This is a genomic window from Brachybacterium sp. AG952 (genome assembly GCF_004362645.1).
Lineage (GTDB): Bacteria > Actinomycetota > Actinomycetes > Actinomycetales > Dermabacteraceae > Brachybacterium > Brachybacterium conglomeratum.
Map to the genome: position 1 here is coordinate 491,368 of NZ_SNXV01000002.1, position 26,852 is coordinate 518,219.

At 72.5% G+C, this 26,852-nt stretch carries 27 protein-coding genes; 9 read left to right on the forward strand and 18 right to left on the reverse strand.

Features of this window, described 5'->3' with window-relative positions; genetic code table 11:
- The first annotated feature begins 39 nt into the window (after positions 1-39).
- On the forward strand, positions 40-921 hold the full coding sequence (locus DEU31_RS07655) for an NAD(P)-binding domain-containing protein (protein ID WP_029360300.1): 882 nt from the start codon (positions 40-42) through the stop codon (positions 919-921).
- A 382-nt stretch (positions 922-1,303) separates the two neighbouring features.
- On the opposite strand, the gene DEU31_RS07660 is transcribed toward DEU31_RS07655, so the two are convergent.
- The 5 genes from DEU31_RS07660 to DEU31_RS07680 form a co-directional block, all read right to left on the reverse strand.
- The gene (locus DEU31_RS07660) at positions 1,304-1,558 is read right to left on the reverse strand and encodes an addiction module protein (RefSeq protein ID WP_133676680.1); all 255 of its coding nucleotides are present in this window, start codon (positions 1,556-1,558) and stop codon (positions 1,304-1,306) included.
- 65 nt (positions 1,559-1,623) lie between these two features.
- Positions 1,624-3,279, reverse strand: a complete 1,656-nt coding sequence (locus DEU31_RS07665) for an FAD-binding dehydrogenase (protein ID WP_133676681.1) — start codon at positions 3,277-3,279, stop codon at positions 1,624-1,626.
- Positions 3,279-3,599, reverse strand: coding sequence for a hypothetical protein (locus tag DEU31_RS07670; protein ID WP_133676682.1), 321 nt, complete (start codon positions 3,597-3,599; stop codon positions 3,279-3,281). The genes DEU31_RS07665 and DEU31_RS07670 overlap by 1 nt, the downstream gene beginning before the upstream one ends.
- Before the next feature lie 42 nt (positions 3,600-3,641).
- Positions 3,642-4,994 (reverse strand): TFIIB-type zinc ribbon-containing protein, encoded by a 1,353-nt coding sequence (locus DEU31_RS07675; protein WP_243733773.1) that lies wholly within the window; start codon positions 4,992-4,994, stop codon positions 3,642-3,644.
- A 31-nt stretch (positions 4,995-5,025) separates the two neighbouring features.
- On the reverse strand, positions 5,026-6,246 hold the full coding sequence (locus tag DEU31_RS07680; RefSeq protein WP_133676683.1) for an SPFH domain-containing protein: 1,221 nt from the start codon (positions 6,244-6,246) through the stop codon (positions 5,026-5,028).
- A 92-nt stretch (positions 6,247-6,338) separates the two neighbouring features.
- On the opposite strand from DEU31_RS07680, the gene DEU31_RS07685 reads away from it, so the two are divergent.
- From DEU31_RS07685 to DEU31_RS07695, 3 genes are read left to right on the forward strand one after another with little or no spacing between them, the layout of a single operon-like run.
- Positions 6,339-7,283: a bile acid:sodium symporter gene (locus DEU31_RS07685; RefSeq protein ID WP_133676684.1), complete on the forward strand. Its 945-nt coding sequence runs from the start codon at positions 6,339-6,341 to the stop codon at positions 7,281-7,283.
- Between the two features lie 12 nt (positions 7,284-7,295).
- Entirely contained in the window at positions 7,296-7,619 is a 324-nt protein-coding gene (locus tag DEU31_RS07690) for a metalloregulator ArsR/SmtB family transcription factor (protein WP_010549977.1), read from the forward strand.
- Between the two features lie 24 nt (positions 7,620-7,643).
- Positions 7,644-8,558 carry an SRPBCC family protein gene (locus DEU31_RS07695; RefSeq protein WP_010549976.1) on the forward strand — a complete coding sequence of 305 codons (915 nt, stop codon included), beginning with the start codon at positions 7,644-7,646 and terminating at the stop codon, positions 8,556-8,558.
- On the opposite strand, the gene DEU31_RS07700 is transcribed toward DEU31_RS07695, so the two are convergent.
- Positions 8,513-9,094, reverse strand: coding sequence for a helix-turn-helix domain-containing protein (locus DEU31_RS07700; protein ID WP_010549975.1), 582 nt, complete (start codon positions 9,092-9,094; stop codon positions 8,513-8,515). The genes DEU31_RS07695 and DEU31_RS07700 overlap by 46 nt on opposite strands.
- Before the next feature lie 73 nt (positions 9,095-9,167).
- On the opposite strand from DEU31_RS07700, the gene DEU31_RS07705 reads away from it, so the two are divergent.
- Genes DEU31_RS07705 through DEU31_RS07715 form a run of 3 tightly spaced genes read left to right on the forward strand, consistent with a single transcriptional unit; the run spans position 9,168 to position 11,034 of the window.
- On the forward strand, positions 9,168-9,527 hold the full coding sequence (locus DEU31_RS07705) for a hypothetical protein (protein WP_010549974.1): 360 nt from the start codon (positions 9,168-9,170) through the stop codon (positions 9,525-9,527).
- Complete coding sequence (locus tag DEU31_RS07710) at positions 9,524-10,243, forward strand: ATP-binding cassette domain-containing protein (protein WP_010549973.1); 720 nt, start codon at positions 9,524-9,526, stop codon at positions 10,241-10,243. Before DEU31_RS07705 ends, DEU31_RS07710 begins: the two co-directional genes overlap by 4 nt.
- The gene (locus DEU31_RS07715; RefSeq protein WP_133676685.1) at positions 10,240-11,034 is read left to right on the forward strand and encodes an ABC transporter permease; all 795 of its coding nucleotides are present in this window, start codon (positions 10,240-10,242) and stop codon (positions 11,032-11,034) included. Before DEU31_RS07710 ends, DEU31_RS07715 begins: the two co-directional genes overlap by 4 nt.
- Positions 11,035-11,043: 9 nt before the next feature.
- Here the strand turns inward: DEU31_RS07715 and DEU31_RS07720 are convergent, their stop codons facing one another.
- The 6 genes from DEU31_RS07720 to DEU31_RS07745 all read right to left on the reverse strand — a co-directional run bounded on the left by DEU31_RS07720 (position 11,044) and on the right by DEU31_RS07745 (position 17,508).
- Positions 11,044-12,858, reverse strand: coding sequence for an ABC transporter ATP-binding protein (locus tag DEU31_RS07720; protein WP_133676686.1), 1,815 nt, complete (start codon positions 12,856-12,858; stop codon positions 11,044-11,046).
- Positions 12,859-12,954: 96 nt separating this feature from the next.
- Positions 12,955-13,893, reverse strand: coding sequence for a Na+-dependent transporter (locus tag DEU31_RS07725; protein ID WP_010549970.1), 939 nt, complete (start codon positions 13,891-13,893; stop codon positions 12,955-12,957).
- A gap of 33 nt (positions 13,894-13,926) precedes the next feature.
- The gene (locus tag DEU31_RS07730) at positions 13,927-14,550 is read right to left on the reverse strand and encodes a response regulator transcription factor (protein ID WP_133676687.1); all 624 of its coding nucleotides are present in this window, start codon (positions 14,548-14,550) and stop codon (positions 13,927-13,929) included.
- On the reverse strand, positions 14,547-15,707 hold the full coding sequence (locus DEU31_RS07735) for a histidine kinase (protein ID WP_243733774.1): 1,161 nt from the start codon (positions 15,705-15,707) through the stop codon (positions 14,547-14,549). Before DEU31_RS07735 ends, DEU31_RS07730 begins: the two co-directional genes overlap by 4 nt.
- Positions 15,708-15,730: 23 nt before the next feature.
- Positions 15,731-16,537, reverse strand: coding sequence for an ABC transporter permease (locus DEU31_RS07740; protein ID WP_133676689.1), 807 nt, complete (start codon positions 16,535-16,537; stop codon positions 15,731-15,733).
- 47 nt (positions 16,538-16,584) lie between these two features.
- On the reverse strand, positions 16,585-17,508 hold the full coding sequence (locus DEU31_RS07745; protein WP_010549966.1) for an ABC transporter ATP-binding protein: 924 nt from the start codon (positions 17,506-17,508) through the stop codon (positions 16,585-16,587).
- 97 nt (positions 17,509-17,605) lie between these two features.
- On the opposite strand from DEU31_RS07745, the gene DEU31_RS07750 reads away from it, so the two are divergent.
- On the forward strand, positions 17,606-19,105 hold the full coding sequence (locus tag DEU31_RS07750) for an amidohydrolase family protein (RefSeq protein WP_133676690.1): 1,500 nt from the start codon (positions 17,606-17,608) through the stop codon (positions 19,103-19,105).
- Positions 19,106-19,133: 28 nt separating this feature from the next.
- On the opposite strand, the gene DEU31_RS07755 is transcribed toward DEU31_RS07750, so the two are convergent.
- The 6 genes from DEU31_RS07755 to DEU31_RS07780 are packed head-to-tail and all read right to left on the reverse strand — an operon-like array spanning position 19,134 to position 25,706.
- Positions 19,134-19,970, reverse strand: coding sequence for a carbohydrate ABC transporter permease (locus DEU31_RS07755; protein WP_010549964.1), 837 nt, complete (start codon positions 19,968-19,970; stop codon positions 19,134-19,136).
- Complete coding sequence (locus DEU31_RS07760; protein ID WP_133676691.1) at positions 19,963-20,874, reverse strand: sugar ABC transporter permease; 912 nt, start codon at positions 20,872-20,874, stop codon at positions 19,963-19,965. Before DEU31_RS07760 ends, DEU31_RS07755 begins: the two co-directional genes overlap by 8 nt.
- A complete protein-coding gene (locus tag DEU31_RS07765; RefSeq protein WP_133676692.1) occupies positions 20,864-22,144 on the reverse strand; it encodes a sugar ABC transporter substrate-binding protein in 1,281 nt (426 codons plus the stop codon). Before DEU31_RS07765 ends, DEU31_RS07760 begins: the two co-directional genes overlap by 11 nt.
- Positions 22,145-22,192: 48 nt before the next feature.
- Positions 22,193-22,564: a MauE/DoxX family redox-associated membrane protein gene (locus DEU31_RS07770; RefSeq protein WP_010549961.1), complete on the reverse strand. Its 372-nt coding sequence runs from the start codon at positions 22,562-22,564 to the stop codon at positions 22,193-22,195.
- Complete coding sequence (locus tag DEU31_RS07775; RefSeq protein ID WP_010549960.1) at positions 22,561-23,292, reverse strand: VOC family protein; 732 nt, start codon at positions 23,290-23,292, stop codon at positions 22,561-22,563. Before DEU31_RS07775 ends, DEU31_RS07770 begins: the two co-directional genes overlap by 4 nt.
- Before the next feature lie 59 nt (positions 23,293-23,351).
- Positions 23,352-25,706, reverse strand: coding sequence for a hypothetical protein (locus DEU31_RS07780; protein WP_133676693.1), 2,355 nt, complete (start codon positions 25,704-25,706; stop codon positions 23,352-23,354).
- 251 nt (positions 25,707-25,957) lie between these two features.
- Between DEU31_RS07780 and DEU31_RS07785 the strand changes: the two genes are divergently transcribed.
- Positions 25,958-26,851: an RIO1 family regulatory kinase/ATPase gene (locus DEU31_RS07785; RefSeq protein WP_133676694.1), complete on the forward strand. Its 894-nt coding sequence runs from the start codon at positions 25,958-25,960 to the stop codon at positions 26,849-26,851.
- Position 26,852 lies beyond the last annotated feature (1 nt).

Consider the following 26,852-nt stretch of genomic DNA (forward strand, 5'->3'; position numbering starts at 1 on the left):
GACAGGCCGCTGTGGACGGCCCGGTGGCACACTGGCGGCATGAGAATCGCGTTCCTGGGCACCGGCCGCATGGGCACCGAGCTGGCCCTCCATCTGCTCCCCGACCACGAGCTCACCGTCTGGAACCGCACCGCCTCCCGCACGCAGCGCGTCGCCGAGGCGGGCGCCGCGGTCGCCTCCACCGCCGCCGAGGCCGTCGCGGACGCCGAGCTGGTCGTCACCTCGCTGTTCGGCCCCGACGCGGTGCGGGAGACGGTGATCGCCCCGTCCCTGATCCCGGCCGGCGTGACCTGGGTGGACACCACCACCGTCTCCCCCGCCGACGCCGAGGAGTTCGCCGACGCCGTCCCCTCCTACGTGGGCGCGCCCGTGGTCGGCACCCTGGGCCCGGCCCGCAGCGGCACGCTCGGCGTCTACGTCGGCACCCCCGACGACGGGCGGCGCGAGCAGGTCCTCGACCTCGTCGCCCCCTGGGCCGATCCGGAGCGCCTGCGCGGCGTCGGCTCCGGCCGCGAGGCCGCCGTCGGGAAGCTGCTGGCGAACCTGGCGCTGGCCGTCTCCGCGCAGGGTCTGCGGGAGGCGCTCGCCCTCGGAGAGGCGACCGGCACCTCCCCCGAGGCGACCCTGGACATGCTCGGCTCCACCGGGCTCGCGTTCATCGCGGGGATGAAGGGCCCGTTCGTGCGCGGAGAGCGCAGCACCGAGGGAGGGGACTTCACCGCGGACGCCATCGCGAAGGACGCCCGGCTGATGATCGACACCGTCGACGGCGCTGCGTCCGACGGCTCGTCTCGCCCCGGCAGCGACCTGCCCGCGCTGCGCGGCGCCCTGGCCTCGCTCGACGCGGAGATCGCCGCCGGCCACGGCGAGGACGACTTCTCGACGATCCTGCTGGAGGGTGCCGAGCGCACCGGGGAGTGAGGCCTCGGGTCAGACCGAAGGGGCGTCGCGCGGCTGATCTCCACGGCCTGAGCCGCTCATCCGTCAGCAGACCCCGCTGCACGGCCGCGCCAGTATCCCGGTCGCTGATGGTCATGGACATACGCCAGGATGACGATCTCGGCGCGATGGTAGATGTAGACGACGCTGTAGGGGAAGGTCCGTACAGATCCGCGCCGTGCGACGACCCCGCCGCCGGCGTCGGCGACCGGCGGCCAGCTCTCGGGTCCAGCACCGATGCTCCGCACCGCTTCGGCGACCCTGATCATGAACTCGTGTCCGAGACCTGGCACCAGGCCTTCGTAATACTCAGCGGCGGCGAGGAGCTCTGATCCTGCGGACGGGTGCTCGCGGACCGGGTCCGTCATTCCGCGGTACGGGGATGACGACGCTCGAACTCTGCCTTCGTGGCGGCGAATGTCCCCAGCTCCACACGGCCTTCGACGACGTCGTCGGCACGGCGCTTCAGCTCATCACGCCACTCGTCGGCGGCGACCGTTCCCTCCGGAGCTGCGTACCCCTCGTCAAGGCTCCGCAGACCCCGCCGGATGACCTCGGCGCGCGCTTCGGGGTCGAGCGCCAGCAGCGCTCGTTCCACCTCCGCGATCTCCAGTCCCATACGTCGAGTCTACGAAGCTCGTTCACCCTGTACCAGTGCGCGGACCTTCTTGTGGACAGTGCGCTTCAGCGCAGGTCCGCGAGGATCCCCTGCCCGGCCTGCCGGCCGGAGAACAGGCAGCCGCCGAGGAAGGTGCCCTCGAGCGCGTTGTGGCCGTGGATGCCGCCGCCCCCGAAGCCGCTCGCCTCGCCAGCCGCGTAGAGGCCGGGCAGCGCGGCGCCGCCCTCGCGCTGCACGCGGCCGCCGAGGTCGGTCTCGAGACCGCCGAGGGTCTTGCGCAGCAGCACGTGCAGGCGCACCGCGATCAGCGGACCCGCCGAGGGATCGAGCAGCCGGTGCGGGGAGGCGGTGCGGATCAGGCGGTCGCCGAGATAGCCGCGCGCGCCGCGCAGCGCGGTGATCTGGGTGTCCTTCGAGAAGCGGTTGCCCACCTCGGCGTCCCGGGCACGGATCGTGCGCTCGAGCGCACGGGCGTCGATCAGGTCCTCCCCCACCAGCGCGTTCATCTGGTCGACGAGCCCCTCCACGTCGCGGGCCTGGAGGAAGTCCTCGCCGCGGTCGAGGAAGGCCTGCACCGGGCCGGGCGCGCCGGGCCGCACCCGTCCGAGCACCTGCTTCCAGTCCTTGCCGGTCAGGTCCGGGTTCTGCTCGCTGCCGGAGAGCGCGAGCTCCTTCTCGATGATCTTCCGGGTCAGCACGAACCAGGAGTGGTCGTGGCCGGTGGTGCGCAGATGGCGCAGGGTGCCCGTGGTGTCGAAGCCGGGATAGGCGGGGGCGGGCAGGCGGTGGCCGCGCGCGTCGATCCACAGCGAGGACGGTCCGGGCAGGATCCGGATCCCGTGGCCGCGCCAGACGGGGTCCCAGTTGCGGATCCCCTCGGTGTAGTGCCACATGCGGTCACGGTGGATCCAGCGCGCTCCGGCCCGCTCGGCGGCGAGCATCCCGGCGCCGTCCACGCTCGCCGGCACCCCGTGCACGAAGTCCTCCGGCATGGTGCCGAGCTCCTCGGGCCACAGCGAGCGCACCAGCTCCTCGTTCCCGCCGATCCCGCCGGTCGCGAGCAGCACCGCCGGGGCGCGCTCCTCGAACTCGCCGGTGACCTCGCGGGTCGAGCCGGCGCCGCGCGGGGAGCCGTCGGGCGCGAGCACGCTGCCGCGCACCCCGACCACGCGCCCCTCCTCCAGCAGCAGGTCCTCCACCGCGTGCCGGGTGCGCAGCGCGATCCGCCCCGCCTCGCGGTGCGCGGCGAGCCGCCGGGCGAAGGGCTCGACGAGGCCCGGCCCCGTCCCCCAGGTGAGGTGGAAGCGGGGCACGGAGTTGCCGTGCCCCTCGGCGCGGCCGTCGCCCCGCTCGGCCCAGCCGACGACGGGGAAGAGCCGGTGCCCCATCGACCGCAGCCAGTCGCGCTTCTCCCCCGCGGCGAACTGCAGGTACGCCTCGGCCCAGCGGCGCGGCCAGGTGTCGTCGGCCCCCTGCTCGAAGGCGGCGGATCCGAGCCAGTCCTGTCGGGCGAGCTCGAGCGAGTCGCGGATCCCGAAGCGGCGCTGCTCGGGGCTGTCCACGAGGAACAGCCCGCCGAAGCTCCACCACGCCTGCGCGCCGAGGTCCTGCTCCCCCTCGCGCTCCAGCAGCAGCACGCGCCGTCCGCCGTCGGCGATCTCGGTCGCGGCGACCAGGCCCGACAGCCCGGCTCCGACGACGACGACCTCCGTCCCCGCCATCACTCCACCCTGATCCGTCGGACGCGCTCGAGATGGTCGCGGCTGTTGACGCCGGACATGGTGCGGCTCTTCTGGCGGTTGTTGGTCCCGACGCGCCGGTCGCCGGTGCGGAGGTTGCCGACGGCGACGTCGGTCTTCTTCTCGAACTCGTGCCGCTTGTCCTGGTTGCGGTAATAGCGGTAGATGCCGAGGTAGGTGCCCAGGAACACCGCCGGGCCCAGCAGGAAGGGGAAGGCGATCCCGGCGGCGCCGTCCCCGGAGTCGGCCAGCAGCATCGCGGCGGTCGGGTCCGCGGCGATCTCAGCGAGCAGCGGGTGCATGCGGGCCTCCTCGGGGGTGGTCGGTCGTGGTCGGCGTGCTCATCAGAAGAACATGTAGGCGAGCCCGGCGAGCGCGCCGACCACGGCGGCGACGGTGCCCGCGGCGCAGGAGGCGGCGAAGATCTTCGGATGGGAGACGGGCACGGAGCCCATCGTGGTGCCGGTGCGGCCGTTGACGGCGATGTAGTGGGTGAGCGCGCCCTCGCCCTTGGCGGAGTCGGCGTAGCTGTACAGCCACACCGGCACGTAGATCGACACCCAGCGCGTGCCGTGCACGGCCACGCCCTCCTCCTTCCAGCGCACCCCGCGGTCGTAGCGGGAGATGGTGGGGGCGGCCTTCGCCCGGGCGATCGCGAGGAACTTGTCCTCCACCTCGGCGTCGACGTCCCGGACGTTCAGGTCGCGCCGCTCGGAGGTGAAGCCCTTGAGGTAGTTCGAGTTGTAGGTGACCGCGTTCTCGGTGTCGTAGGGCTGGACGGCGCTCAGGATGTTGTTGGTCGCCTCCTCGTTCTCGTCCGCGTCGAACCGGCTCGCGGACTCGACGGTGAGGTCGTCGACCAGCAGGTCGAAGGCGCGCTGGACGGCGTAGACGTCCGCGTCGTAGTAGGTCTCGGTGACGTAGTTGTCCTTGCCCACGCGGCGCCGCACCGTGTACTCGCGGGTGGTGACCTCGCCGGTGCCGCGCAGCACGGCGTGCATGTTCCCGTCGACCACGAGATACGGGATGTACACGCCCATCACGTTCTCAGGCACGAACTCCTGCGTGAAGCGGCCCAGCGCGAAGGTCTTGCGCTTCCCGGCGAAGGCGTCGATCCGCTCGACCGCCTCCTCGCGGGTGAGCAGGAAGGGCAGCACCGCGTCCGGCACCGCGCCGTTGGGGATCTGCGAGTTGATCGAGAGGGTCTGACGGCACCAGTGGCAGCGGGCCTGCATCTGCTGGTCGACGTTGAGGACGATCTCCGCGCCGCAGCCCTGGCACTTCAGGGTCACGGTCGTGAGGTCCTCGCGCACGTCCGCGGTGCCGGAGGCCATGGTGTGGCCGCGCAGCTCCGCGATCGAGGAGTCGAGCCCGAAGCGCTGCTCGGCGATGTCCTCGTTCCAGCTGTGGCGGCAGTACGAGCACACCAGCGCCTTCGCGGTCAGCGAGTACTGGATCTCGGTGCTGCCGCAGCGCGGGCACTTGTTCAGCCCGTCGTCCCGGCCGGAGCTCGTGTCGATGATCCGCTCGGAGCTGTGGCCTGCGGCGGCCTCGGCGGCGCGCGCGACGGCCTCGTCCCCGAGCATCGGGGCGTCGGTGCTCGACGACGCCGCGCCTCCGGGCTGCGGGGCCCGGGGCGGCTGCGGCGGGCGCGCCCACGGCGGGCCCTGCGGATCCTGCGGAGGGGGTGAGGTCATCGAGAGAGTGCTCCGGGAGTGCGGGCGCGGCTCAGAGGCCGAGCGCGGCCTTCTTCGCCGCCTCGTAGTCCTCCTCGCTGATCAGCCCCTGCTCCAGCATCTGCTTGTACTGGGCGAGCTTCGCGACGGGGTCCTCCTGCGCGGGAGCGGCCTGCTGCTGCGGGGCCTGCTGACCCTCGGCGGGGGCCTGCTGCTGCGGGGCGCCCTGCTGGCCGGGCGGCGCCCACGGCTGGACGGGGTTGACCATCCCGCCGGCGGCGCCCATGCCCGCCCCGAACATCGCCAGTCCCGCGCCGCCGCCGTTCTCGCCCGCGGCCTGCACGCCGCGCGCCGCGGCCTGGTTCATGAAGGACTGCGAGCGGGCGCCGGAGAGCGCGTCGGCCTTCTGCACGTCGGCCAGCAGCTCGCGGGTGCGCTGGTCGTACTCGATCGAGACGATCGCGGTCTTCACGATCGCGAGGCCGCGATCGCTGGACCAGCGGTAGCCCTCCTCGACGGCGGCGGAGAGCGACTGGGCGAAGCCGACCGAGTCGCCCTGGATGCGGGAGATGCGGTTGCCCTTGTCGGGATCGTTCGTGTAGCGGGAGAACGCCTGGGCGAGGGAGCCGACGACCTCCTGGAACATCTGGTTCCCGGCCGCGTTGTCGGGATCGGAGAAGTCGAACACCGGGGCGTTCGCGGAGATGAACGAGGCGGGCACGAAGTTGTGCACGAACAGCAGCGGGTCGATGATCCGCAGCGTGTAGGAGCCGCGCGTGACCGCACCGACCTGCGCGTTGAGATACGCGTCGTCCCAGTAGATCTCCGACTGGGTGCCGAAGCGGTTGTCGGGGATCTCCTTGAGGCTCACGTAGAAGGCGAGCTGCTGCGAGGAGGGGCGGCCGCCGTACTTGAAGCGCTCCCAGGAGGTGCCCACGGTCGAGGCGAGCAGGTCCTCGCCCGCGAAGACGGAGCGGGCGTCCGGGGAGGAGTCGTTGAACTCGTAGCCGCCGGCCTCGGTGACCAGGCCCGTCGCGCGGCCGTCGACCACGGTGATCAGTCCGTACCCCTGGGGCACGAGGATCTTCGAGCCGTTGGTGATGACGTTCTCGGAGCCGCGGGTGTTCGAGCCGCGGCCGGCGTTGGTGCCCTGCGGGACCGCCGGGAACAGCGCCGCCGTCTGCGGCAGCCCGTTCGGGACGGTGAGGAAGTCCTTCCACTGATCGGCGAGCATGCCGCCGACCGCGCCCTTGAATGCCTGGATGAATCCCATGTGAGCTCCTTCGTCGCCCCCGAAGTTGTGATCGCGGCCATGCTACCGCCCGTCCCCGGGCGTCCGCTGAGGGCCCGGATACAGTTCCCCGCATGGACCTGCTGCAGCTGCTCGAGCGCCGACAGGTCCCCCTCTACCTCGCCGCGATCGCCGTCGGCGTCCTGCTCGGCGGGGCCGCTCCGGGGACCGCCCCCGTCCTCGCCCCTGCGGTCGAGCCCGCGATCGCGGCGCTGCTGCTGGTGACCTTCCACGGCATCCCGCTCGTCCGTCTCGGCGAGACCCTCGCGGACAGGCGCTTCCTGCTCGCCCTGCTGGCGATGAACTTCCTGGTGGTGCCGGCGGTCGTCTGGGCCCTGACCCTGCCGCTGCGCGACCGGCCCGATCTGCTGATCGGAGCGCTGCTGGTGCTGCTCGCGCCGTGCATCGACTACGTCGTGGTGTTCACGGCTCTGGCCCGCGGCGCGCACGAGAAGCTCCTCGCCGCGACGCCGCTGCTGATGCTCGCCCAGGTCCTCGCCCTGCCCGTGCTGGTGCCGCTGCTCGGCGGCGACGCCGCGGTGGGCCTGTTCGATCCGGGACCCTTCGTGCGGGCCCTCGTGCTGCTGGTGCTGCTGCCGCTGCTGCTCGCCGCGCTCCTGCAGCGTCTCGCCCCGCGCCTCGTGCTCGCCCCGGCGATGGTGCCGCTCATGCTGGTGGTGCTCCTGACGGTCACGGCCTCGCAGGCCCCGCGCGCGCTCGGGGCGGGCGCGGCCCTGGCGGCCGTCGTGCCGATCTACGTCGCCTTCCTCGCCCTCATGATGGTCGCCGGGCTGCTGCTCGCGCGCCTGGCGCACCTCGACGCCGCCTCGGCCCGCGCCGTGACCTTCTCCGGCGCGACCCGGAACTCCCTCGTCGTGCTCCCGCTGGCGCTGGCGACGCCCTCCCCGCTCGCACCTGCGGCCGTGGTGGCCCAGACCCTGGTGGAGCTGGTCGGGATGGTGGTGCTGGTGCGGGTGCTGCCGCGGCTGCTCCCCCTTCCCGATATCACTGATCGCTGATATCATCGCGGCGTGAATTCCTTTGCCCTGCTCGCCGACCCCGTGCGCAGGCGGATCCTCGAGATCCTGAGCGACGGGGAGCAGTCGGCGGGCACGATCGGCGAGGCCGTCTCCGCGGAGTTCCGCATCCGCCAGCCGGCCGTGTCCAACCAGCTCCGGGTGCTGCGCGACGCGGACGTCGTGCAGTCGCGTCGCGAGGGGTCCTATCGGCTGTACTCCCTCGCGCCCGGCGGGCTCGAGGAGGTCACCGCCTGGGTGGACCGCTACTCGCACCTCTGGCCCGGACGACTGGACGCGCTCGAGACCGAGCTCGCCCGCCACGAGCGTCATCGCTGACGTCACCTCTGCGAGGAGCACCCCGTGCACCGTCCCACCGCCCACGCCCTCATCGGCACCCCCGAGCATCCCGAGCTCGTCTTCCGCCGCAGCTATCACGCCGCCCCCGAGAACCTCCGCGGGGCGCTCCACGACCCCAGCCGTCTGGCCCGCTGGTTCGGCGAGATCGACGGCGACCCCGCCGCCGTCGGCGACGCCTTCACGGCCTCCCTCAGCGAGGACCCCGACGACGTCGCCGTCGGCCGGGTGCTGGCCTGCGAGGAGGACCTGGTGCAGGTCTCCTGGTCCTGGCAGGGCGAGGCGGAGAGCGTGATCACCGCCCGCATCGTCCCCCTCGGCGAGGGCGGCGCCGAGCTGCGCCTGCACCACGCGCTCGCCGAGCCCGGGCACGCCGCCGGCTACGGCGGCGGCTGGGAGCAGACGCTGCAGTCCCTCGCCCGCGCCCTCGATGAGGGCTCCCCGCAGGCCCTCCCGGACGAGGAGATCGAGGCCGAGGGAGTGCGCACGTTCCGACTACTCACCCGCTCACCCCTGCACATCGAGCGGCGCTTCGCGGCGGGCGTCGACCGCGTCTGGCGGGCATTCGCCTCCGCCGAGGGGCTGCGCACATGGTGGTGGAACCAGTGGCCGGACGTGATGATCGAGGCCGACGTCCGCCCCGGCGGCGCCTACCGGATCCAGGCCCCCGCCGTCGGGATCACGCTCGAGGGGACCTACCTCGAGGTGGACGAGCCGACCCGCCTGTCCTTCACCTGGACCTGGCGGGACGCCGACGGGGACTCCGAGGACGAGGCGGTGGACCTCCATCTCGTCGGCGAGCACGACGGGAGCACCCTGCTCACGATCCGCCACACGGGCCCGTGGGCGGACGACGCCCCGGCCGAGAACTATCGTCAGGGCTGGGGCGACACGCTCGACGCGCTCGACCTCTCCTTCTGATCGACCTCGGGCAGGAGCACTGTCGCGAGGCCGACGCGCCGCTTCCCCTCACCGCGGTCCTCGAGATAGGGGGCCAGCAGCTCGGCGAAGCCGTCCTGGATCCGTGCGAGGTCCTCCTCGTCCACGTACACGGGCCCGCGACCGAAGCCCATCATCCCGCGCAGCGCGGGATCCTCGTCCTCGACGACGCGATCGAAGTCGGCCGCGAGCTCGCCGAGGAAGGCGAGGAAGGCGGCGCGCAGCTGGGCCGCGTCCATGGCGCGCAGCCCGTCCTGGTCCACGTGCGCCATCTGGTCGCCGAGGGCGAGGGTGCGCTCGACGGCGCCGCGCACCCGCCGCTCGTCGACCACGGCCAGGAACCCGGCCTCCAGCAGCGCGCCGACGTGGCGGTAGAGGGTGGCCTGCGTGACCTCGGGCAGGGCCTCGCGCAGCTGGGCGGTGGTCAGGCGACGACCGCCGACCTGCTGGATGATCCGCAGCCGGACGGGATGCGTGATCACCTCGGACAGCCGTGCGGGATCGACAGGATCGGGCATGCTCTTCCCCTATCGTTCTCATGCTGATAATGTTTGCAGTACGAGACCATTCTACGAGGGCAGGAGCCCCGCCATGACCACCGTCACCGCCGACAGCACCCGCCTCCGCCTCGACTTCCCGGGCTGGGAGTCCCTGATGGTCCGCCGCGATCGCCTCGAGATCCCGATGGACGCCCTGCGCGACGTCCGGGTCGAGCCCGGCTGGACCTCCGAGACGCTCGGGATCCGCTCCGGTCTGGTCGTCTCCGGCCGGCGCAAGCTCGGGATCTTCCGCCACCCCTCCGGGCTGCGCCGCCTGGTCTCCATGCGACGCGGGATGCCGCTGCTGCGCGTGGGCGTGGACCGTGCCGCGACCGGCTTCGACGAGCTGCTGCTGAGCGCCCCCGATGCGGCGCGCCTGGCCGCGACCCTCACCTCGGCGGTGCGGTCATGACCCCCGTGACGGTCGAGGCCCGCGGCCTGTCCAAGAGCTTCGGAACGCTCCGCGCCGTGGACGAGGTGAGCTTCACGGCCCGTCCGGGACGGGTCACCGGCCTGCTGGGACCGAACGGGGCCGGGAAGACCACCACGCTGCGGATGCTGCTGGGGCTGGTGCGACCCGACCGCGGCAGCGCGCTCATCGCCCACCGGCCCTACCGGGACCTCCCCTTCCCCTCCCGCACCGTCGGCGCGGTGATCGACCTCGCCTCCGCCCACCCGCGGATGACCGCCCGAGGGCATCTGCGCACCTACGCGCGGCTCGGCGGGCTCCCCCGCGAGCGGGTCGGCGCGGTCCTCGCCGAGGTCGACGCCAAGGGGTTCGCGGGGCTTCGGATCGGCACCTTCTCCACCGGCATGCGCCAGCGCCTGGCGCTCGCGACCGCCCTGCTCGGGGACCCCGACGTGCTGGTGCTCGACGAGCCATCCAGCGGGCTCGACCCCGCGGGGATCGCCTGGCTGCGGTCCCTGGTGCGGGAACGGGCCGCCCGCGGCCGCACCGTGCTGCTGTCCAGCCACGTGCTCGCCGAGGTGCAGCAGAGCGTGGACGACGTGGTCCTGCTCGACGCCGGCAGGACCGCCTGGTCCGGCACGCTCGAGGACCTGGTCGCCACGGCCGGCTCCCTCGAGCGCGCCGTGCTGGCCGCCACCGGGGCGGGGGCCGCGTCATGAGGCACCTCCACGCGGAGCTGCTCCGCCTGAGCGCCACCCGGCTCCCGCTGTGGACGCTGCTGTGCGCGGTGCTGTGCGGCGGGGGCCTGGCCGTGCTGCTGTCCCTGATCGGGCCGGAGAGCGCGGACCCGCCGATGCCGGGGCTGGACACCGCCGAGGGCGTGGGCACGGTGCTCGGGCTCGGCGGGCTGATGATGTTCGTCCCGGTGCTGCTGGGCACCGTCGCCGTCACCGCCGAGTACCGACACCGCACGATCGGCACGAGCTTCCTGGTCGAGCCCCACCGCGAGCGGGTGCTGGGGGCCAAGCTCGCCGCCTACGCCCTGCTCGGGCTCGGCTACGGACTGGTCTCCTCCCTCGTCTCCGGCCTCGCCGTGGTCCTCGGGGCGGCGCTGCACGGGCAGCGGCTCGGCGTGCCGCCCGGGGAGCTGGCGTGGATCCTGCTGCAGCTCGCGCTCGCGGCCGCCGTGCACATGGTGCTCGGCGTCGGGATCGGGGCGCTCGCCCGCCATCAGCTGCTCGCGATCGGGATCGCGCTGGGGTACTTCCACCTCCTGGAGCACCTGCTGATGCTGATCCCCGGGGTGAGCGCGGTGCATCCCTTCCTGCCGGGCGGCGCCGCGGCGGCGCTGACCCGCTTCACCTATGTCGCCGACGCGGTCAGCGCGCAGACCGCGGTGGCCTCCTCGCCGCTGCTGCCCCCGCTGCTCGGGGCGCTCGTGCTGCTGGGCTACGCGGCCCTCGCCGCCGGGGCGGCCGTCCTGCTCCCCCTGCGGCGGGACCTCGCCTGAGCGACGCCCTCAGCCTGTGATGTCGAAGCGCGCCAGGCGCTTGCGGTCGCCGCTGTTCTGCAGGTCCAGCAGCTGGGCGTAGATCCCGCCGGAGGCGGCGAGCTCGGCGGGGGTGCCGATCTCGTCGATCCGCCCGTCCTCGAGCGTGATGATCCGGTCCACGCTCGCGATGGTCGAGAGGCGGTGGGCGATGATCAGGGAAGTGCGGCCCTCCATCAGCTCGTCCAGGCCCTTCTGCACCTGCCGCTCCGCCTTCGTGTCCAGGGCCGAGGTCGCCTCGTCGAGCACGAGCACCGGCGCGTCCTTGAGGATCGCGCGCGCCACGGCGATGCGCTGGCGCTGTCCGCCGGAGAGCTTCAGCCCCCGCTCGCCGATCACCTGCTCGTAGCCGCCGGGGAAGCGGCGCACGAAGCCGTCGGCGTTCGCGCGGCGGGCCGCGTCGGCGACCTCCTCGTCGCTCGCGCCGGGCCGGCCGTAGGCGATGTTCTCCCGCAGGGTGCCGGAGAACAGGGAGGCGTCCTGGAAGACCACGCCGATGCGGGAGCGCAGCTCGTCCAGCGGCAGCTCGGCGCTGGTGCGTCCCACCACCTCGACCTCGCCCGCGCGCGGCTCGTACAGGCCCAGCAGCAGGTTCACGATCGTGGACTTCCCGCCGCCGGACTCCCCGACCAGCGCGATCTTCTCCCCGCGGGCGACGGAGAAGTCGATCCCGTGCAGCACGTCCTCCCCGTCCTCGTAGGCGAAGGACACGTCCCGGAAGCGGACCACCGGGGCGCCGGGCACCGGCTCGATGGCCGGCGGCGGCACGTCGTCCTCGGACCGGGCGAGCATCGCGGCGGTGCGCGGGTCGACCTCGGTCCCCATCACGCGGAAGTAGTCCTTGGACCCGGCGATGGCGCGCTGGGAGGAGTCGATCACCCAGCTCATCGACTCCACCGGGGCCTTGGCCATGCTCATCAGCTGCACCAGCAGCACCATCTCGCCGAGTGTGAAGGAGCCCTGGACCGTGCGCACGAAGATGATCACGTAGATGCCGAAGAACACGAGGTTCAGCACCGCACGGCGGATCACGTCCATACGGTGCCAGTGCGTGGACTGGGCGCGGGTGGTGGCGTCGGTGGACCCGAAGCGGCGACGGAAGTCCTCGAGCTCCGAGCGCTCGCGCACGAAGGACTTCACGACCCGGATCTGGCCGACGACCTCGGCGAAGCGGCCGGAGGCGATGTCGACCTGCTCGTTCTTCTCCCCCTCGAGCCGCTGCCACTTCACGGAGGTGAGCGAGGTCAGCCACACGTACAGCGGGAACACGATCAGCAGCAGCACGGTCAGCGGCCACGCGTACCAGGCGCTGATCGCGAGCACCGCGACCGTGGTGATGAGCATCGACGCGAAGGAGTTCGACATCATCTTCGCGAAGTTGGTGATCTCGGTGATCGAGCGGTTCAGCCGCGCCACGATCGTGCCGGTGATCTCCCCGTCGAACCAGCGCTGGGGCAGGTGGAGGAGCTTGTCGTAGTAGCGCACCGAGAGGATCGTGCGCATCCGGTTGCTCATCACGTCGCCGAACCAGCCGCCGATGTTCGACACGACCGTGTTGAACAGCTCCGCGACCAGCACGGCGGCCGCGATCAGCACCACGGCGCGCACCGCGGTGCCGGTGGGGGTCTGCCCACCGACGGCCCCGGCGACCGTGTCGGTCGCGTGGCCGATCAGGAAGGGGACGGCGAGGGCCGCCGCCGCGGTGAGCACCGAGCAGAGGATGATCGCGGTGTACAGCGGGGCGAGAGCACGGGTGAAGCGCACGATGCGCAGGAGGGATGCCACGTCCCACCACCTTACGGAGGCGGCGCGGCGCGGTCCATGAGCCGCCTCACCCGGGCGCGACGCCCTGAGCGAACCGGCCGGCTCCCTCGTGCCTGCTCACTCGTCCTTCGGTCCGACGATCCCCAGCAGCACCCCGAGCGTGGCCCGCTCCCCCGCCCGGCGTCGACGGACGCAGCCGGTGGCGAGCGCATAGGGCACGAGCATCACGAACCCGACAGCGCTCAGCAGCAGGATCGCGACGACGATCGAGCCGGTCTGCTCGCTGCCCTCCGCCCCGGTGCGCGCGACCAGCAGCGCGGCGGCGATGTTGCGCTGGCTGGTGAGGATCGCGGGACCGTCGGGGACGGTGAGGGTGTCCCCGGCGAGGTCGCCGGCGAAGCGGCCCGCCACGAAGGCGAGGGCGACGAGACCCGCGGCGACGAGGAGCACCGGGGAGAGCAGCAGGTCCAGCACGAGGCCGGAGTTCGCGCCGAAGCCGGAGAGGAACATCAGCACCGCCGAGACCGCGGCGACGCCGCCCGCGATCCGGGCGAAGAGATCGGCGCGTCCCGGCCAGACCGCGGCGATGACGATGCCGGCGATCATCGGGGAGAGCATCGTGCCCAGCAGCAGCTGGGCGACGGACCAGCCGTGCACCTCGACGTCCCGCAGGAGGAAGGGCACCACCAGCGGCATGAAGGCGATCGAGCCGAGCAGCAGCACCGCCATCGGCCCCGCGGTCTCGCCGTAGGGGATACGGGCCATCGCCCCGAGCTGCAGCACGAACGGGGCGCCGGCCGCGCACAGCGCGATGACGAACCCCTCCCCCGTGTGGTGCGGCAGCAGGCCGGCGAGCAGCCAGATGAGCAGGGTGCCGACGGCCGGGACGACGACGAAGTTCGCGCCGAGGACGGCGAGGACGGTGCGCCGGTCCCGCAGCTGGTCGCGGAAGGCGCGCAGCGGGGTACGCAGCCCCATCGAGAGCATGGAGGCGATCGCGAAGGCGGGCACGCTGATGTCGATCAGCGCGCCGAGCAGGACCTCGATCGAATCCACCCCGGCAGACTACGCGTCACCCGTGGCAGGGGCTCAGATCCAGCCGTTGTCCGAGGCGGTCCTCACCGCCTCTGCCCGGTTCGCGACCCCCAGCTTCCCGATCGCGGCGGAGACGTGGTTGCGCACCGTCCCCTCGGAGAGGAACAGCCGCCCGGCGATCGCGGCGGTGGTGCCGCCGACGGCCGCGGCCTGCAGCACCTCGGTCTCCTTCGCGGTCAGGGGGCTCGGACCGACGGCGAGGGACTGCGCGGCGAGCTCGGGGTCCACCACCCGCAGTCCCTGGTGGACGCGACGGATCGCGTCGACGAGCCGTTCGACCGGGGTGTCCTTGACCATGAACCCGCTGGCCCCGGCCTCCATCGTCCGCCGCAGGTAGCCGGCTCTGCCGAAGGTGGTCAGCACGATGATCCGCGGGGCGCCGTCGGTGCCCTGCAGCTGCTCGGCCACGCCGATCCCGTCGGCCGGTGCGCCGTCGGCCCCGGCGGGCATCTGCACGTCCAGCAGCAGCACGTCGGGCTCTGCCTGCCGGACCATCTCGAGCGTCCCGGCGCAGGTCGCAGCCTCCCCCACCACCTCGAGGTCGGGCTCCAGGCGCAGCAGGGCGGCGAGGCCGCCGCGGAGGATGGCCTGGTCGTCGGCGACGGCGACGCGGATCATGTCGCCCGGTCCATGGTCGCCCTCAGGGTGGTGCCGGTCTCGGAGGTCTCGACCCGGAGCCGTCCCCCGGCGAGCACGACGCGGGCCTCGAGGCCCTGCAGGCCGCTGCGGGAGGCGCCGTGGGGGATGCCGATGCCGTCGTCGGCGACGGTCACCGCGTCCTCCTCGACGGTGATCCGGGCGCGCGTGGCGCGGGAGTGGCGCACGATGTTGGTGACCCCTTCGCGGATCACGTAGCCGAACAGCTCGGCGAGGTCCTCGTGCAGGGGCGGCAGGGCGGTGGGGACCTCGGCCTGGATCCCGACGGTGCCGAGCACGGTGCGGGCGGAGGCGATCTCGGTCGCGGCGCGCACGGTCTGCATGCCGGAGGCGGTGGCGCGCACGTCGGCGAGCGCCTGGCGGGTCGTGGTCTCGATGTGCTCGAGCTGGGCGCGGGCGGCCTCGGGGTCGCTATCCAGCAGGCGCCGCGCGAGCTGGGCGGAGATCGTCAGCGAGGTCAGGGAGTGGCCGACGAGGTCGTGGAGGTCCCGCCCGATCCGCTCCCGCTCCGCGGCGACGGCGAGCACGGCGTTGCGGCGGTGGGCGGCCTCGAGCTGCTCCTGCAGCACCTGCTGACGGATGCCGTGCCCGATGCCCCAGGACATGATCGTGCCCATCACGGCGAAGCCCGCCGCGATCGGCTGGCCGGCCACGAGCGCGATCGCCATGACGGCGAGGCTCATCAGCAGCATCGAGGGCACCGCCCACCGCCAGGGCAGCAGCAGCACATGCGTCATGGCCTGGAACATCACCATGTAGAGCACGTTCAGGCCGATCACCGGGATCAGCACCAGCAGGATCCCGGTGCACAGCGCGAACCAGATCAGGCGCACCCGCCGCGGGTACAGCGCGATCCCGGTGGTGGCGGCGAACATCGCCCCGTACAGGAGCAGCAGCGCGGTGGCGAGCACCATCGTGGGCCCGGGTGCCTGCATCCAGCCGACCACGATCGGGACCAGCACGAACATCACCGGCGGGAGGGAGAACGCGAGCCCGCCCGACTCGCGCGCGGCCCGGAGCACGCCGCGCGGGGTGAGGGGCCGGGCGGCGGCCTCCTCCCCCGGCTCGGCGGGGTCGCGGGCCCACCGCCCCCAGTCCGGGGCGTCGGGGGTGCTCATGGCGGTCATTGTGCCAGCGTCTCTCATCGCCGCTGCAGACCCACCGCCCGGGACATGCTCACCATGCACAGCACCCCGAGCACGAGGGTCCACACCCCGATCACGACCAGGCCCGTCACCGGCAGCTCCGCCCCCTGCAGGGACCACTCCCCCAGGCTCGCGATCCAGTAGGTGGGCAGGAGCCGGCCGAGCTCCTGCATCCACTGCGGGAACATCTCCAGCGGCATCCACAGCCCGCCGAAGATCGCCATCGCCATCATCGTCACCACGCCGCCGGCCATCGCGGCGGCGCCCCGGAGCACCATGCCGAGCACGAGCCCGATGAGGATCGTAGGCAGCAGGCCCAGCCACAGCACCACGAGGGTGAGCAGGAACCGGCCGGGCGAGGCCTCGACCCCGGTGGCGAGCCCCACGAGGCCGACGGCCGCGAGCGCGGGCACGATCACGGCGCTCGCGGCGATCACGGAGCCGACGAGGAAGGAGCGGGGCGAGAGCCCGGCGACGACCAGCTGGCGCAGGAAGCCGTTCCGCTGGTCCTCCTGGATCTGGGTACCGGCGGTGACCGCGGCGCCGAGCCCGCCGTAGGCGGCCATGTTGATCATGATCATCCCGCGCGCCTGTCCCTCGGCCTCGGCGCCGAACATCATCGAGAACAGCAGATACATCCCCACCGGCAGCGCGATGGTGAACACCATGAAGGCGACGTTCGTGAGGGTCATGGCGGTGGTGTGGGCGGCGTAGCGCAGGGTGCGGGTCGCGGCCGAGGGCGCGGCGTCGGTGCGCGGCGCGGGGGCGGAGCTGAGGACGGTGAGGTCGGAGGGGGCGGTCATGGCTGGACTCCTGTCATGGGCGGGGCGGGCGGCGGGGTCGGCGGCGCTCATCGCGCTGCCTCGTCCTCGTGCTCGGTGATCCGCAGGAACGCCTCCTCGAGGCCCGGCGCCGCGACCAGCACGTCGTGGACCTCGCGGGCGAGCGGTCCGGTGAACAGCGCGGCGAGCGCGGCGTCGGAGTCGGTGCACACGGCGCGGACCCGTCGGTCGTCGGTCTCGTCGGCCCCGGCGCTGTCCACCCCGGGCAGCGCCGCGACCCGTTCCGCGGCGACCCCGCGCAGCGTGATCACCCGCCCGGCGACGACGGCGGCGATCTCGGCCCCGGTCCCGTCGGCGACGACGCGGCCGCGGTCCATGACGACCACGCGGCCCGCCTCCCGCTCGGCCTCCTCGAGGTGGTGGGTCGCGAAGACGACGGTGCGGCCGCTCGCGGCGACCCGGCGCATCTGCTGCCAGAAGGCGCGTCGGGCGCCGATGTCCATGCCGACGGTCGGCTCGTCCAGCAGCAGCACCTGCGGGTCGCCGAGCAGCGCGATCGCGAAGCGGACCCGCTGGGACTGGCCGCCGGAGAGGGCGCTGATCCGCCTCGGCATGAGCTCGGCGATGTCGGCCTGGGCGACCACCTCGGCCATCGGCATCGGATGCGCCTGCAGGGAGTGGAGCATCCTCAGCATGGTGCGGACCCTCTGGTCGGGCAGCAGCGCCCCGGCCTGCAGCATCGTGCCGATCAGTCCGGTGCGGGTCGCGGTGGTGGGATCGGTGCCGAGCACGCGGACGCTGCCCTGCTCCGGGGTCGCGAGCCCCAGCATCATCTCCATGGCGGTGGACTTCCCGGCACCGTTCGGGCCGAGCAGCGCGACGATCTCGCCGGGGCGGATCTCGAGGTCGAGTCCGTCGAGGGCGCGGACCTCGCCGTAGCTGCGGGTGACGCCGCGGAGGCTGAGTGCATCTGTGAGGGTGGTGGTGGTCATGGCTCCACCCTTCCCTCGCGCACCCCCGGCCCCCAGCCCCCGCGATCACGTCCGCCCCATGACAGTCGTCATGGGCGCGGCGGGCTACGCTGGATCGGTGCTGATCAGACAGGTGCTTGCCCTCGACGCCGCCGTCCCCTCGGACCTGCGGATCGACGACGGGGTGATCGTCGAGGTCGGTGCGTCGCTGCCGCGCCGCGCCGGCGAGGAGGTCCTCGACGCGGGCGGTGCGCTCGCGATCCCGGGGCTCTGGGACCAGCACGTGCACACCGGGCAGCTCGCCCAGGCCCATGCCCGCCTCGAGACCACCGGCGCCGGCAGCGTCGGAGTGCTCCTGGAGCGGGTGCGCGCCGAGCTCGCCGCGCGGCGCGAGACCGGGGCGGCGGGCGCGGCGCTGATCGGCTTCGGACACCGCCTGGTCGACTTCGCGATCCCGCCGACGGTGCCGGCGCTCGACGAGGCGACCGGCTCGGTGCCGACGGTGCTGATCGGCGGCGACGCCCATCACGCCTGGCTGAACTCCGCGGCGCTGCACGCCCTGGGCCTGCCGCCGCGGGACGGGATCGTCGCCGAGGAGGACTGGTTCGCGCTCGCCCCGCACCTGCCCGAGCTGCCCGGGGTCGCCGAGTCCGTGGCGACCGGCGCGGCGATGCTGCAGCGCCAGGCCCTGCAGCGCGGGGTCGTGGGCCTGGTGGACATGGAGTGGGGCAGGCCCTGGGAGTCCTGGCCGCACCGCAGCCCACGGATGCGTATCCGCACCGCCGTGTACCCCGAGGAGCTCGCCGCGGCACCGGGACCGACGGGCACGGCGCTGGATCCGTCGGGCCTGGTGACGATGGGGCCGCTGAAGGTGATCGTCGACGGGGCGCTCGGCTCCCACTCGGCCTACACCCGCGAGGCCTACACCGACGGGCACGGCTACGCCGGCCACGGCGTGCTCAGCGTCGGTCCGGAGGCGCTGCGCGACGCCCTCGCGGAAGCCCGTCGGCGCGGCCTGACCGCCGCCGTCCATGCGATCGGGGACGCCGCCGCGCAGGTCGCCCTCGCCGCGATCGCCGAGGTGGGGATCGCGGCGAGGATCGAGCACGCCCAGATGCTCACCGACGACGACATCGACGCCATGGCCGCGCTCTCCGTCATCGCCTCGGTCCAGCCCGCGCACCTGCTGGACGACCGGGACGCGACCGAGTCGATCTGGCCCGGCCACGGAACACAGGCCTTCCGCCTCCGCGACCTGCGGGAGGCCGGCGTCGAGCTCGCCCTCGGCTCCGACGCGCCGGTCGCTCCGCTGGATCCGTGGCTGGCGATGGCCGCGGCCGTGCATCGCAGCGCCGACGAGCGCCCCGCCTGGCACCCCTCCCAGCAGCTCCAGCCGCGCGAGGCCCTGGCCGCCTCGACCGACGGGGTCGGGACCCTCGCCGTCGGCGGCCGCGCGGACATCGTCCTCCTCGACGAGGCGGAAGACCTCTTCGCCGACGTCCCCGCCGGCGCGGACGGCCTCATGGACGAGGCCGCGGCCCGCGAGGCCGCGGCGCGGCTGCGCACCGTCGACCCGCTCGCGACCGTGGTCGCCGGGCGCCTCGAGTCGCAGCGCTAGACGGAGGCGGCGCTCAGCCCTTCATGCCTCAGCCCTTCATACCCGAGTGCGCGAGCCCCTCGACCACCCGGCGCTGCAGCACGATGAACAGGATCATCAGCGGCAGCATCGCCATGAACGCCGCGGCCATCATCACCGGGTAGTCGGTGGTGAACTGGCCCTGCAGCGTGGACAGGCCGACGGCGAGGGTGGTGCGGTCGTCGTAGGTCGCCACGATGAGCGGCCACATCAGGTCGTTCCAGGAGGCGAGCGCCGTGAGGATCGCGACCGCGCTCAGCGCCGGGCCGGACAGCGGGAACATGATCCGCCAGAAGGTCTGCCAGGGGCTCGCGCCGTCGAGCCGCGCCGCCTCCTCGAGGGAGCGCGGCATGCCCAGGTAGTGCTGACGCATCAGGAAGGTGCCGAAGGCGCTGAAGATGCCCGGCGCCGCGATGCCGGCGACCGTGTTGAGCCAGCCCAGCTCCTGGATGATGTCGTACTGCGGGATGAGGTAGATCTGGTACGGGACCATCAGGATCGACAGCACCAGCGCGAACAGCAGGTTCTTCCCCCGGAACTCCATCCGGGCGAAGGCGTAGCCGGCCAGCGCGCACAGCAGCAGCTGGCCGATCACCCGTGCGCCGGTCACCGCCGCCGTGTTCAGGAACTGGTTCCAGAACGGCACCTGCTCGAACACCGCGGGATAGTTCCCCCACTGCGGCTCGGCCGGCAGCCAGCTCGGCGGGACCGAGGTGACCTCGGCCTGCGTGGACAGCGACATGCTCAGCTGCCACAGGAACGGGAAGACCATCACCAGCCCGCCGAGCAGCAGCACCAGGTGGGTGCCCCAGCGGGGCCGCGCGGTCCGGGTCCTGCGCTCACTCATAGTGGACCCACCTCCTCTGCATCCGGAACTGCAGGAGCGTGAACACCCCGATGATCAGCAGGATCAGCAGCGCGATCACCGAGGCGTAGCCCTGGTCGTTCTGTCGGAACGCCTCGGAGTAGAAGAGGTAGACGAGCGACTGCGTGTCGGCCATCGCGGGGTTGGCCTGCCCCATCATCGCGAACAGCAGGTCGAACAGCTGGAACCCGTTGATCGCCGTGATGATGGTCAGGAAGAAGATGCTCGGGGTCAGCAGCGGCACGGTCACGGAGCGGAACTGCCGCAGCGTGCCGGCGCCGTCCAGCTGCGCGGCTTCGTACAGCTCCGACGGGATCCCCTGCAGCCCGGCGGAGAGGATGATGATCGCCAGCGGCAGGCTCGCCCACAGGCCGACGATCGACACGGCCAGCAGCGCCCACCAGGGCGCCGTGATCCAGTAGGGGCCCTCGATCCCGACGAGCGAGAGAGCCCAGTTGACGACCCCGAACTCCTGGTTGAAGATCATCCGCCACACGAGCGCGACCGCGACCGGCATCGACACGGCCGGGAGGAAGAACAGCACCTGGTAGAAGCGCGTCAGCCGCAGGCCCTTCTGGTTCATGAGCGAGGCGACGCCGACGGCGATCGGGATGCCCAGCAGCACGATCGCGGTGTAGATCGCCGTGTTGAGCACGGCGCGGGGGACGAAGGTGTCCGACAGCAGCGCGCGGTAGTTCTCCAGCCCGGCGAAGCTGCGGTCGCCGAAGGGGCCGAAGCTCGAGAAGGAGTTCAGGAACGTGGCCAGGATCGGCCAGAAGTAGAAGACGATCACCCCGATCATCAGCGGGGCGAGGAACACCAGCGGCCACAGGCCGTCGCGCGAGCGGCGTCGGCGCGAGGTGTCGTGCGAGGTGTCATGACTCATCGGCGAGCACTCCGTCCATGCGCTCGGCGAGCTCCGCGGCCGTGGCCTCGAGCCGCCCGTCGCCGCCGAGGATCTTCGGGAACAGCAGCTCCTCGAGCTGCAGCCACGCGCTGGTGTTCTGGCTGGCGGGATAGGCCCGGGCGGTCTCCGCCGCGTCGACGAACACGTCCAGCGAGAACTCCGGGATCGCGTCGACGTAGGCGTCGTTCGTGCCGAGGAACGCGGGGTTGGCCGCGCCCGCCTCCGCCTGGATGCGGTGCGCCTCCTCGGAGCCGAGGAACGCCAGGAACGCCGAGGCCGCGGGCTTGTGCCGGCTGCGCGCGGACATGGCGCAACCGATGCCGTGGATGACGTTGGCCTCCTCGGCGCCGTGGATCAGCGGCGCGACCCCCAGCTGCTCGCGCACCGGGGAATCCTGCAGGAGGGCCGCCTCCCAGTTCCCGGACAGGTACAGCGCCGCACGACCGCCCGAGAACAGGTTCTTGGGCTCGTTCTCGGCGGTGTACCGCACGTCGGGCGCGATCCCGTCGCGGATCATCCCGTCGAGGAACCGGAACGCCTCGATCGCCGCGGGCTCGCCGTAGCCGGAGCGGGTCTTGTCCTCGGAGAGGACGTACCCGCCCGCCTGCTTGATCAGCGGGTAGATCATGGCCTGGTTCGCGACCCCGCCGGGGTTGCCCCAGATCTGCTCGCCGCCCAGCGCCCGGGTCACGGCCTCGGAGGCGTCGCGGTACTCGTCCCAGGACCAGCTGCCGGTCGGCTCGTCCACCCCGGCCCGGTGCAGCAGGTCCCGGTTGAACCACAGGGCGATGGTGTCGAAGTCCTTGGGCACCGCGTAGGGCGTGCCGTCGTAGGTGTAGAGCTCCACGAGGTTCGGCGGGTAGTTCGCCGGGTCGAAGCCCTCGAGCTCGCCGAGGTCCTGCAGCATCCCGTGGGAGGCGTACAGCTCGAAGTTCGGGCCGTTGATCCAGAACACGTCCGGCAGGTCGTCGCCCTGCGCCTGGATGCGGAGCCGTTCGAAGTAGGGGCCGAAGGCCGTGGTCGAGATGCTCACGCCGATGCCCGGGTAGTGGGCGTGGAACGCGTCGACGATCTCGAGCATCGCCGGCTCCTGCGCCTTGTCCCAGATCCCGAAGGTGATCTCGTCCTCGGTATCGGGGGTCGCCGGCGGGCCGAGGGCGGCGTCGATCTCGGGCTCCGACGAGCACCCGGCGAGCGCCGCCGCGCCCGCCGCCCCGGCCAGGCCGAGGAAGGTTCGTCTGGACGTCACGTGAACTCCTTTGTCCGTCCGATCACACGAGCGGCCACGTTAACCCATTCACGGTCCGTTCCGTGCGACGTGCAGCGCCTGCGCGATGAGCACGCCCTGCAGCGGGAGGCGACCGACGGCGATCATCCGCTTCCGTGGCCGGGCACGGCGCCAGTCGTACGCCATCTGCACGTTCGCAGGGAACACCGCGACGAACAGCGCCGCCGCCGCAGCTCCTCCCAGGCGCCTGGTCCGGGGAACAGCCAGCAGCCCCGCCACGGCGAGCTCGGCGACGCCCGAGGCATAGGTGTATCCGCGTGCGGGTCCCGGCAGCGCGGGCGGGACGATGGTGTCGAAGGGCTCGGGTCGGAGGATGTGCAGCGTCCCCGCCCCTGCGAGCAGGGCGCCGAGGAATCCGGCAGTGCGGCGGCCGCGGCTCATGCGCCCGCTCCCACGGCCGGCAGCATGCAGAACTCGTTCCCGGAAGGGTCGCGGAACACTCGCCAGGGCAGCTCGCCCCAGTTCGCGAAGAACTCCTCGCCGCCCCGTGCGGCGATCCCGGCCGCGACGGCGTCCGGATCGTCCTCCGGCTCGAGCCGCACGTCGAGGTGGATCGGGTTCTTGGCCCCGAGCCGCTTCGGTGCCGGCTCCGGGCACAGCTCGAGCAGGGGTCCTCGTCCCGAGGGATGGCGCAGGGTGCGCGGCGCGACGCCCGGCGCGGGCGTCCAGCCGCTCAGCCAGGCCCAGAACTCCGCATCGCGGGCAGGGTCGGCGGAGTCCAGCGGCAGGGCGGCGATCGGCCCTGTACCCACGTACGCCGCCCGCTCCTCCATCACGCAGAACGCCCCGCCCTCGGGGTCGGCGAGCACGATCCACGGCACCTCGCCCTGCCCGATGTCGAGGTCGCTCGCGCCGAGCTCCCGCAGCCGTTGCGCGATCGCCTCTCGCTCGGCGCCGCCGCGGAGGTCGAGATGGAGCCGCTGCGGGGCCACGTTGCGTGCCGGGACGCGGGCGAAGCACAGGTCGAGGTAGGCGTCGCCGTCGATGCTCAGCCTGGTCTCGAAGATGTCGGGCGCATCGGTGAGGGTGGTGGTGCCGAGGGCCGTCTCCCAGAAGCGGCCCAGGCGTTGCGGGTCCAGGGCGTCGATGCCGAGGTTCTCGAGGAACATCCCGCCACCCTATGGCCGCCCCGGCTCAAGCGGGAAGGACGGTCAGGTCGCGTCGCCCCTCACTCGCCCTCCTCGCCGAGGACGTCGGCTCGGGCGCCCCTGATCCAGTACCCATGTGGAACGTCGGGATCATCGAGGATGACCAGCACGTCGTCACCCTGCGCGCGCACGTGGACATCGGGAAAGCGCCCCTCCTGCCCGGGCAGCATCGTCGCCTGCCAGCTCTCGCCTCCATCGAGGCTCGCCCACAGGCAGGCCCCGATCCCCACCTCGCCATCATCCCCCTCGGTGCCGGCGGGCACGTCGATCCACCCTCCCGCGAGCAGCGCCCCCTCCCCCAGGTCCAGCGCCGGGCCGCGCCTGCCGCGGTCGTCGGCGCGGTAGGTCTCCGTGAGGGTGCCGTCCGCAGTCAGGCTCCAGCGCCCCGTACGTCCCGCCACGGAGCCATGGACCCCGTCGTCGCCGACCCCTGCGATCGAGACGCCGCGCACGGCGCCGTCGAGCGGCACGGTCCGCCAGATCTCCCCGTCCTGCACGAAGGTCACCGGGCTCCACTCGTCCAGGGCATCGATCACGGACCCCAGGCCGATCAGGACACCATCGACGGAGGTCATCACATCGACATGGGCGCCGAGCGCGGCCTTCTCCGGCTCCGGATGGTCCGGCACGGGAGGCGGAACGGCCTCCCAGGCGATCCCGTCGGTCGAGCTGTACAGCCTCGGGGTCAGCACCGAGGGACCCCCGTCTTCAGGGAAGATCCACTCAGCGACCGGCAGGTAGTGCACGCCGTCGACCGTGCTCGCCTCGCCCACCGCCACGTCGTTCTCGGACCGAGGGAGTCCCGTCACGCTCTGCCACGTGCTGTGATCGGTGCTCGCCTCGACGGCGAACCCGGGTTCAGCCAGGGGATCGCCCACCGGTACGACCCCCGTGCACAGCGTCAGGTCCCCGTCGAGCCGATGGATGTGCACGGACCGGGGCTTGGCGGTCCCGAGCAGGGACTCGTTCCGTCGTACGAGCTGGTCGCCCTCGCCAGCTCCGAAGGCCGTGCCGTAGGTCGGAGACCGCCAGTTGATCTGCTCAGCGCCTCGGTCGATGGTGGAGGTGGTCCAGGTGATCCGTCCGGCGAGCCCCGTGCCGGTCGCCGCCGAAGCGACCGAGAGTCCCCGCGCCGGATCGACCCGCAGCCCTGCCTCCTCACTGCTTCCCGCCTCCTGGACGTACACCCGGCCGTTCTCCCGGAAGATCGTCCCGGTCGCATCCCCGACCGCCTCGAGAACATAGGCCGGGACATACTCCTTCGGCTCTCCAGCCGACCAGGTGCCGTCGGCGTCGCGGCGGAGCATCCGCATGTCATCACCCCACCAGGTCGGGACGCTGATCTCCGATCCGTCCGGCGAGCGCACCGGGCGACCTGCCGAGAGGTCGGTGAAGTCGATGGGGGTGTCGGGGTCGAGTTCGCCACGGCCGTCGTGCTGATGGAAGTTCTCCAGCCCCCACCGCGGCAAGGGAACCTCTTCGGCGTGCAGGCCCTCCGCACCGGCACCCGTCCACGCCGCCGCGCGAGAGGTGCGGGTGTGCTCGTCCCAGTCGACCGCCGTTCGCCATGACCCGACGAGCACGAACGCGCCGTCCTGCGCGAAGATCGCATGCACCGACTTCTGGTCCGCGTCGCCGGGCAGCGGCGTCGGGGCGCTCCACGTCACGCCGCCGTCGGACGAGGAGACGACGACGGCCGCTTCCTCCGAGGTCCCCTTCCGATCGATGGCCACGAGGACCGCATCGTCTGCACGACCGACCGCCTGCACGGACCACTTCTGCCCCTCGGGCACCGGGACCGGGGTGAGGGCAGTCGCCGCCCCATCGTCCGAGACGTCCCAGACCTGCAGCTCACCGTCCCGCTGCGAGGTCGCGACGAGTCCGTCGCCCGCTGCGACGAGGGCGGCGCCGATCCCGCCGTCCACGTCCACGCTCCCCCATTCCACCAAGTCCGTCGACGTGTGCATGACCGTGCGCCGCGCGGCATCCACGACGCGGCTCGCGTAGACCCGCACCGTCTTCCCGTGCCCGTCGATGACGAGGCCCGTGGTGAGCGGATCGATCGGGACGGCGACACCCTCCGGCTCCTCGAGCGTCACCGCCCGCAGATCGGCCTCGAGCGCTCTCTCACGATGCACGAGCATCGCCATCGGCCGTTCCGAGCTGGGAGAGATCCCCCAGTCCTCGCGGTAGACAGGCATCTCGGGCTGCAGCTCAGCGGCGGTGGTCATCGGCGCCAGCGTCACCGTGGCACGGGGCGTGCTCCACGGCAGGCTCACTCCGTCGCACCCCGCGAGCCCGAGCGTGCCGAGCAGCGCCCCGGACAGCAGCAGCGAACGACGGGACGGACGGAGCACGGGACACGCAGCAGTCATGCGCACACCCGACCACACTTCCGACAGGGCACCTCGAGTTCTCCACACTCCGCAGGTCAGAGCCTCGAACTCGTCGGCCGGAATTCGCTGGCCCGGCAGCGCCGCCCCGCATAGGCTCACCCCATCGCCGCGCCTCCCGGGCCGGCCCTGAGGGAAGGAGGACCAGATGAGCGTCACCGTGCTGACCCCTGCCGTCCTCCCCTCCCTCGCGCACCGCTGAGAGCGGGCGCCCTCCCTCAGGAGACCCTGACATGACCACGTCCTTCGACCCGGACGACTTCTTCGCACGCTCGATGTACTCCCTCTCCCTCGCCGAGCTCGACGAGGACCAGCGCTGGTCCACCTGGCCCGAGACCGCCCACACCCTCGACCGTGGCCCGCAGCCCTTCCCCGACTGGGTGGTGCAGCACGACGGCGCGATCGACACCGAGCTCGGCATCCTCAAGACCGGCAAGGAGGCCGACGCCTTCCTCATCGACCGCGCCCTGCCCGCCGAGCAGCTGACCGGCGCACCCGGCGAGGCGTCGCTCCTGGTCGCCAAGCGCTACCGCGACCCCGACCAGGTCACCTTCCACCGTTCGAGCGCCTACGCCGAGGGTCGTCGCGGGAAGGACTCCCGCGAGGCCCGCGCGATGAAGAAGGGCACCGCCTTCGGCAAGCAGGTCGCCGCGGGCCAGTGGGCGCGCACCGAGTTCGAGGTGCTCGGCCGTCTGTGGGAGGCGGGGCTGCCCGTCCCCTATCCGGTGCAGATCGTCGGCACCGAGCTGCTGATGGAGTTCATCGGCACCGACGACGAGCACGGCGCGGTCGCCGCGCCCCGTCTCCAGGAGACCTCCCCCGATCCCGCGAGCGCCGAGCGCTGGGCCCGCCTGATGCGGGAGGCGGTGATCGACCTGGCCGCCCTGGGCCTCGTCCACGGCGACCTCTCGCCGTACAACGTGCTGGCCGACTCGCGCATGGCGGATCCGGATCCGGTGATCATCGACGTCCCGCAGACCATCGACCTGATCGCGAACCCGCACGGCACCGAGTTCCTGCACCGCGATTGCCGCACGATGTGCACCTGGCTGGCCGTGCAGGGCGCCCCGCCGTCGGCCGCCGATCCCGAGGAGTGGGTCGCCGCGGCCTGGCGCGGGTGGCGCTGAC

Bases quoted from the DNA above. Each gene is read 5' to 3' on its own strand.
- DEU31_RS07665 (WP_133676681.1), bottom strand. From the start codon at position 3,279: ATGGCGGGGACGGAGGTCGTCGTCGTCGGAGCCGGGCTGTCGGGCCTG.
- DEU31_RS07735 (WP_243733774.1), bottom strand. From the start codon at position 15,707: ATGAGCACCCCCGACGCCCCGGACTGGGGGCGGTGGGCCCGCGACCCC.
- DEU31_RS07740 (WP_133676689.1), bottom strand. From the start codon at position 16,537: ATGACCGCCCCCTCCGACCTCACCGTCCTCAGCTCCGCCCCCGCGCCG.
- DEU31_RS07770 (WP_010549961.1), bottom strand. From the start codon at position 22,564: ATGAGCCGCGGCCGCCGCACTGCCGGATTCCTCGGCGCCCTGCTCGCA.
- DEU31_RS07685 (WP_133676684.1), top strand. From the start codon at position 6,339: ATGGACCTGCTGCAGCTGCTCGAGCGCCGACAGGTCCCCCTCTACCTC.
- DEU31_RS07730 (WP_133676687.1), bottom strand. From the start codon at position 14,550: ATGATCCGCGTCGCCGTCGCCGACGACCAGGCCATCCTCCGCGGCGGC.
- DEU31_RS07680 (WP_133676683.1), bottom strand. From the start codon at position 6,246: ATGGGATTCATCCAGGCATTCAAGGGCGCGGTCGGCGGCATGCTCGCC.
- DEU31_RS07755 (WP_010549964.1), bottom strand. From the start codon at position 19,970: ATGAGTGAGCGCAGGACCCGGACCGCGCGGCCCCGCTGGGGCACCCAC.
- DEU31_RS07745 (WP_010549966.1), bottom strand. From the start codon at position 17,508: ATGACCACCACCACCCTCACAGATGCACTCAGCCTCCGCGGCGTCACC.
- DEU31_RS07715 (WP_133676685.1), top strand. From the start codon at position 10,240: ATGAGGCACCTCCACGCGGAGCTGCTCCGCCTGAGCGCCACCCGGCTC.
- DEU31_RS07760 (WP_133676691.1), bottom strand. From the start codon at position 20,874: ATGAGTCATGACACCTCGCACGACACCTCGCGCCGACGCCGCTCGCGC.
- DEU31_RS07675 (WP_243733773.1), bottom strand. From the start codon at position 4,994: ATGACCTCACCCCCTCCGCAGGATCCGCAGGGCCCGCCGTGGGCGCGC.
- DEU31_RS07655 (WP_029360300.1), top strand. From the start codon at position 40: ATGAGAATCGCGTTCCTGGGCACCGGCCGCATGGGCACCGAGCTGGCC.
- DEU31_RS07670 (WP_133676682.1), bottom strand. From the start codon at position 3,599: ATGCACCCGCTGCTCGCTGAGATCGCCGCGGACCCGACCGCCGCGATG.
- DEU31_RS07785 (WP_133676694.1), top strand. From the start codon at position 25,958: ATGACCACGTCCTTCGACCCGGACGACTTCTTCGCACGCTCGATGTAC.
- DEU31_RS07700 (WP_010549975.1), bottom strand. From the start codon at position 9,094: ATGCCCGATCCTGTCGATCCCGCACGGCTGTCCGAGGTGATCACGCAT.
- DEU31_RS07705 (WP_010549974.1), top strand. From the start codon at position 9,168: ATGACCACCGTCACCGCCGACAGCACCCGCCTCCGCCTCGACTTCCCG.
- DEU31_RS07660 (WP_133676680.1), bottom strand. From the start codon at position 1,558: ATGGGACTGGAGATCGCGGAGGTGGAACGAGCGCTGCTGGCGCTCGAC.
- DEU31_RS07780 (WP_133676693.1), bottom strand. From the start codon at position 25,706: ATGACTGCTGCGTGTCCCGTGCTCCGTCCGTCCCGTCGTTCGCTGCTG.
- DEU31_RS07775 (WP_010549960.1), bottom strand. From the start codon at position 23,292: ATGTTCCTCGAGAACCTCGGCATCGACGCCCTGGACCCGCAACGCCTG.
- DEU31_RS07710 (WP_010549973.1), top strand. From the start codon at position 9,524: ATGACCCCCGTGACGGTCGAGGCCCGCGGCCTGTCCAAGAGCTTCGGA.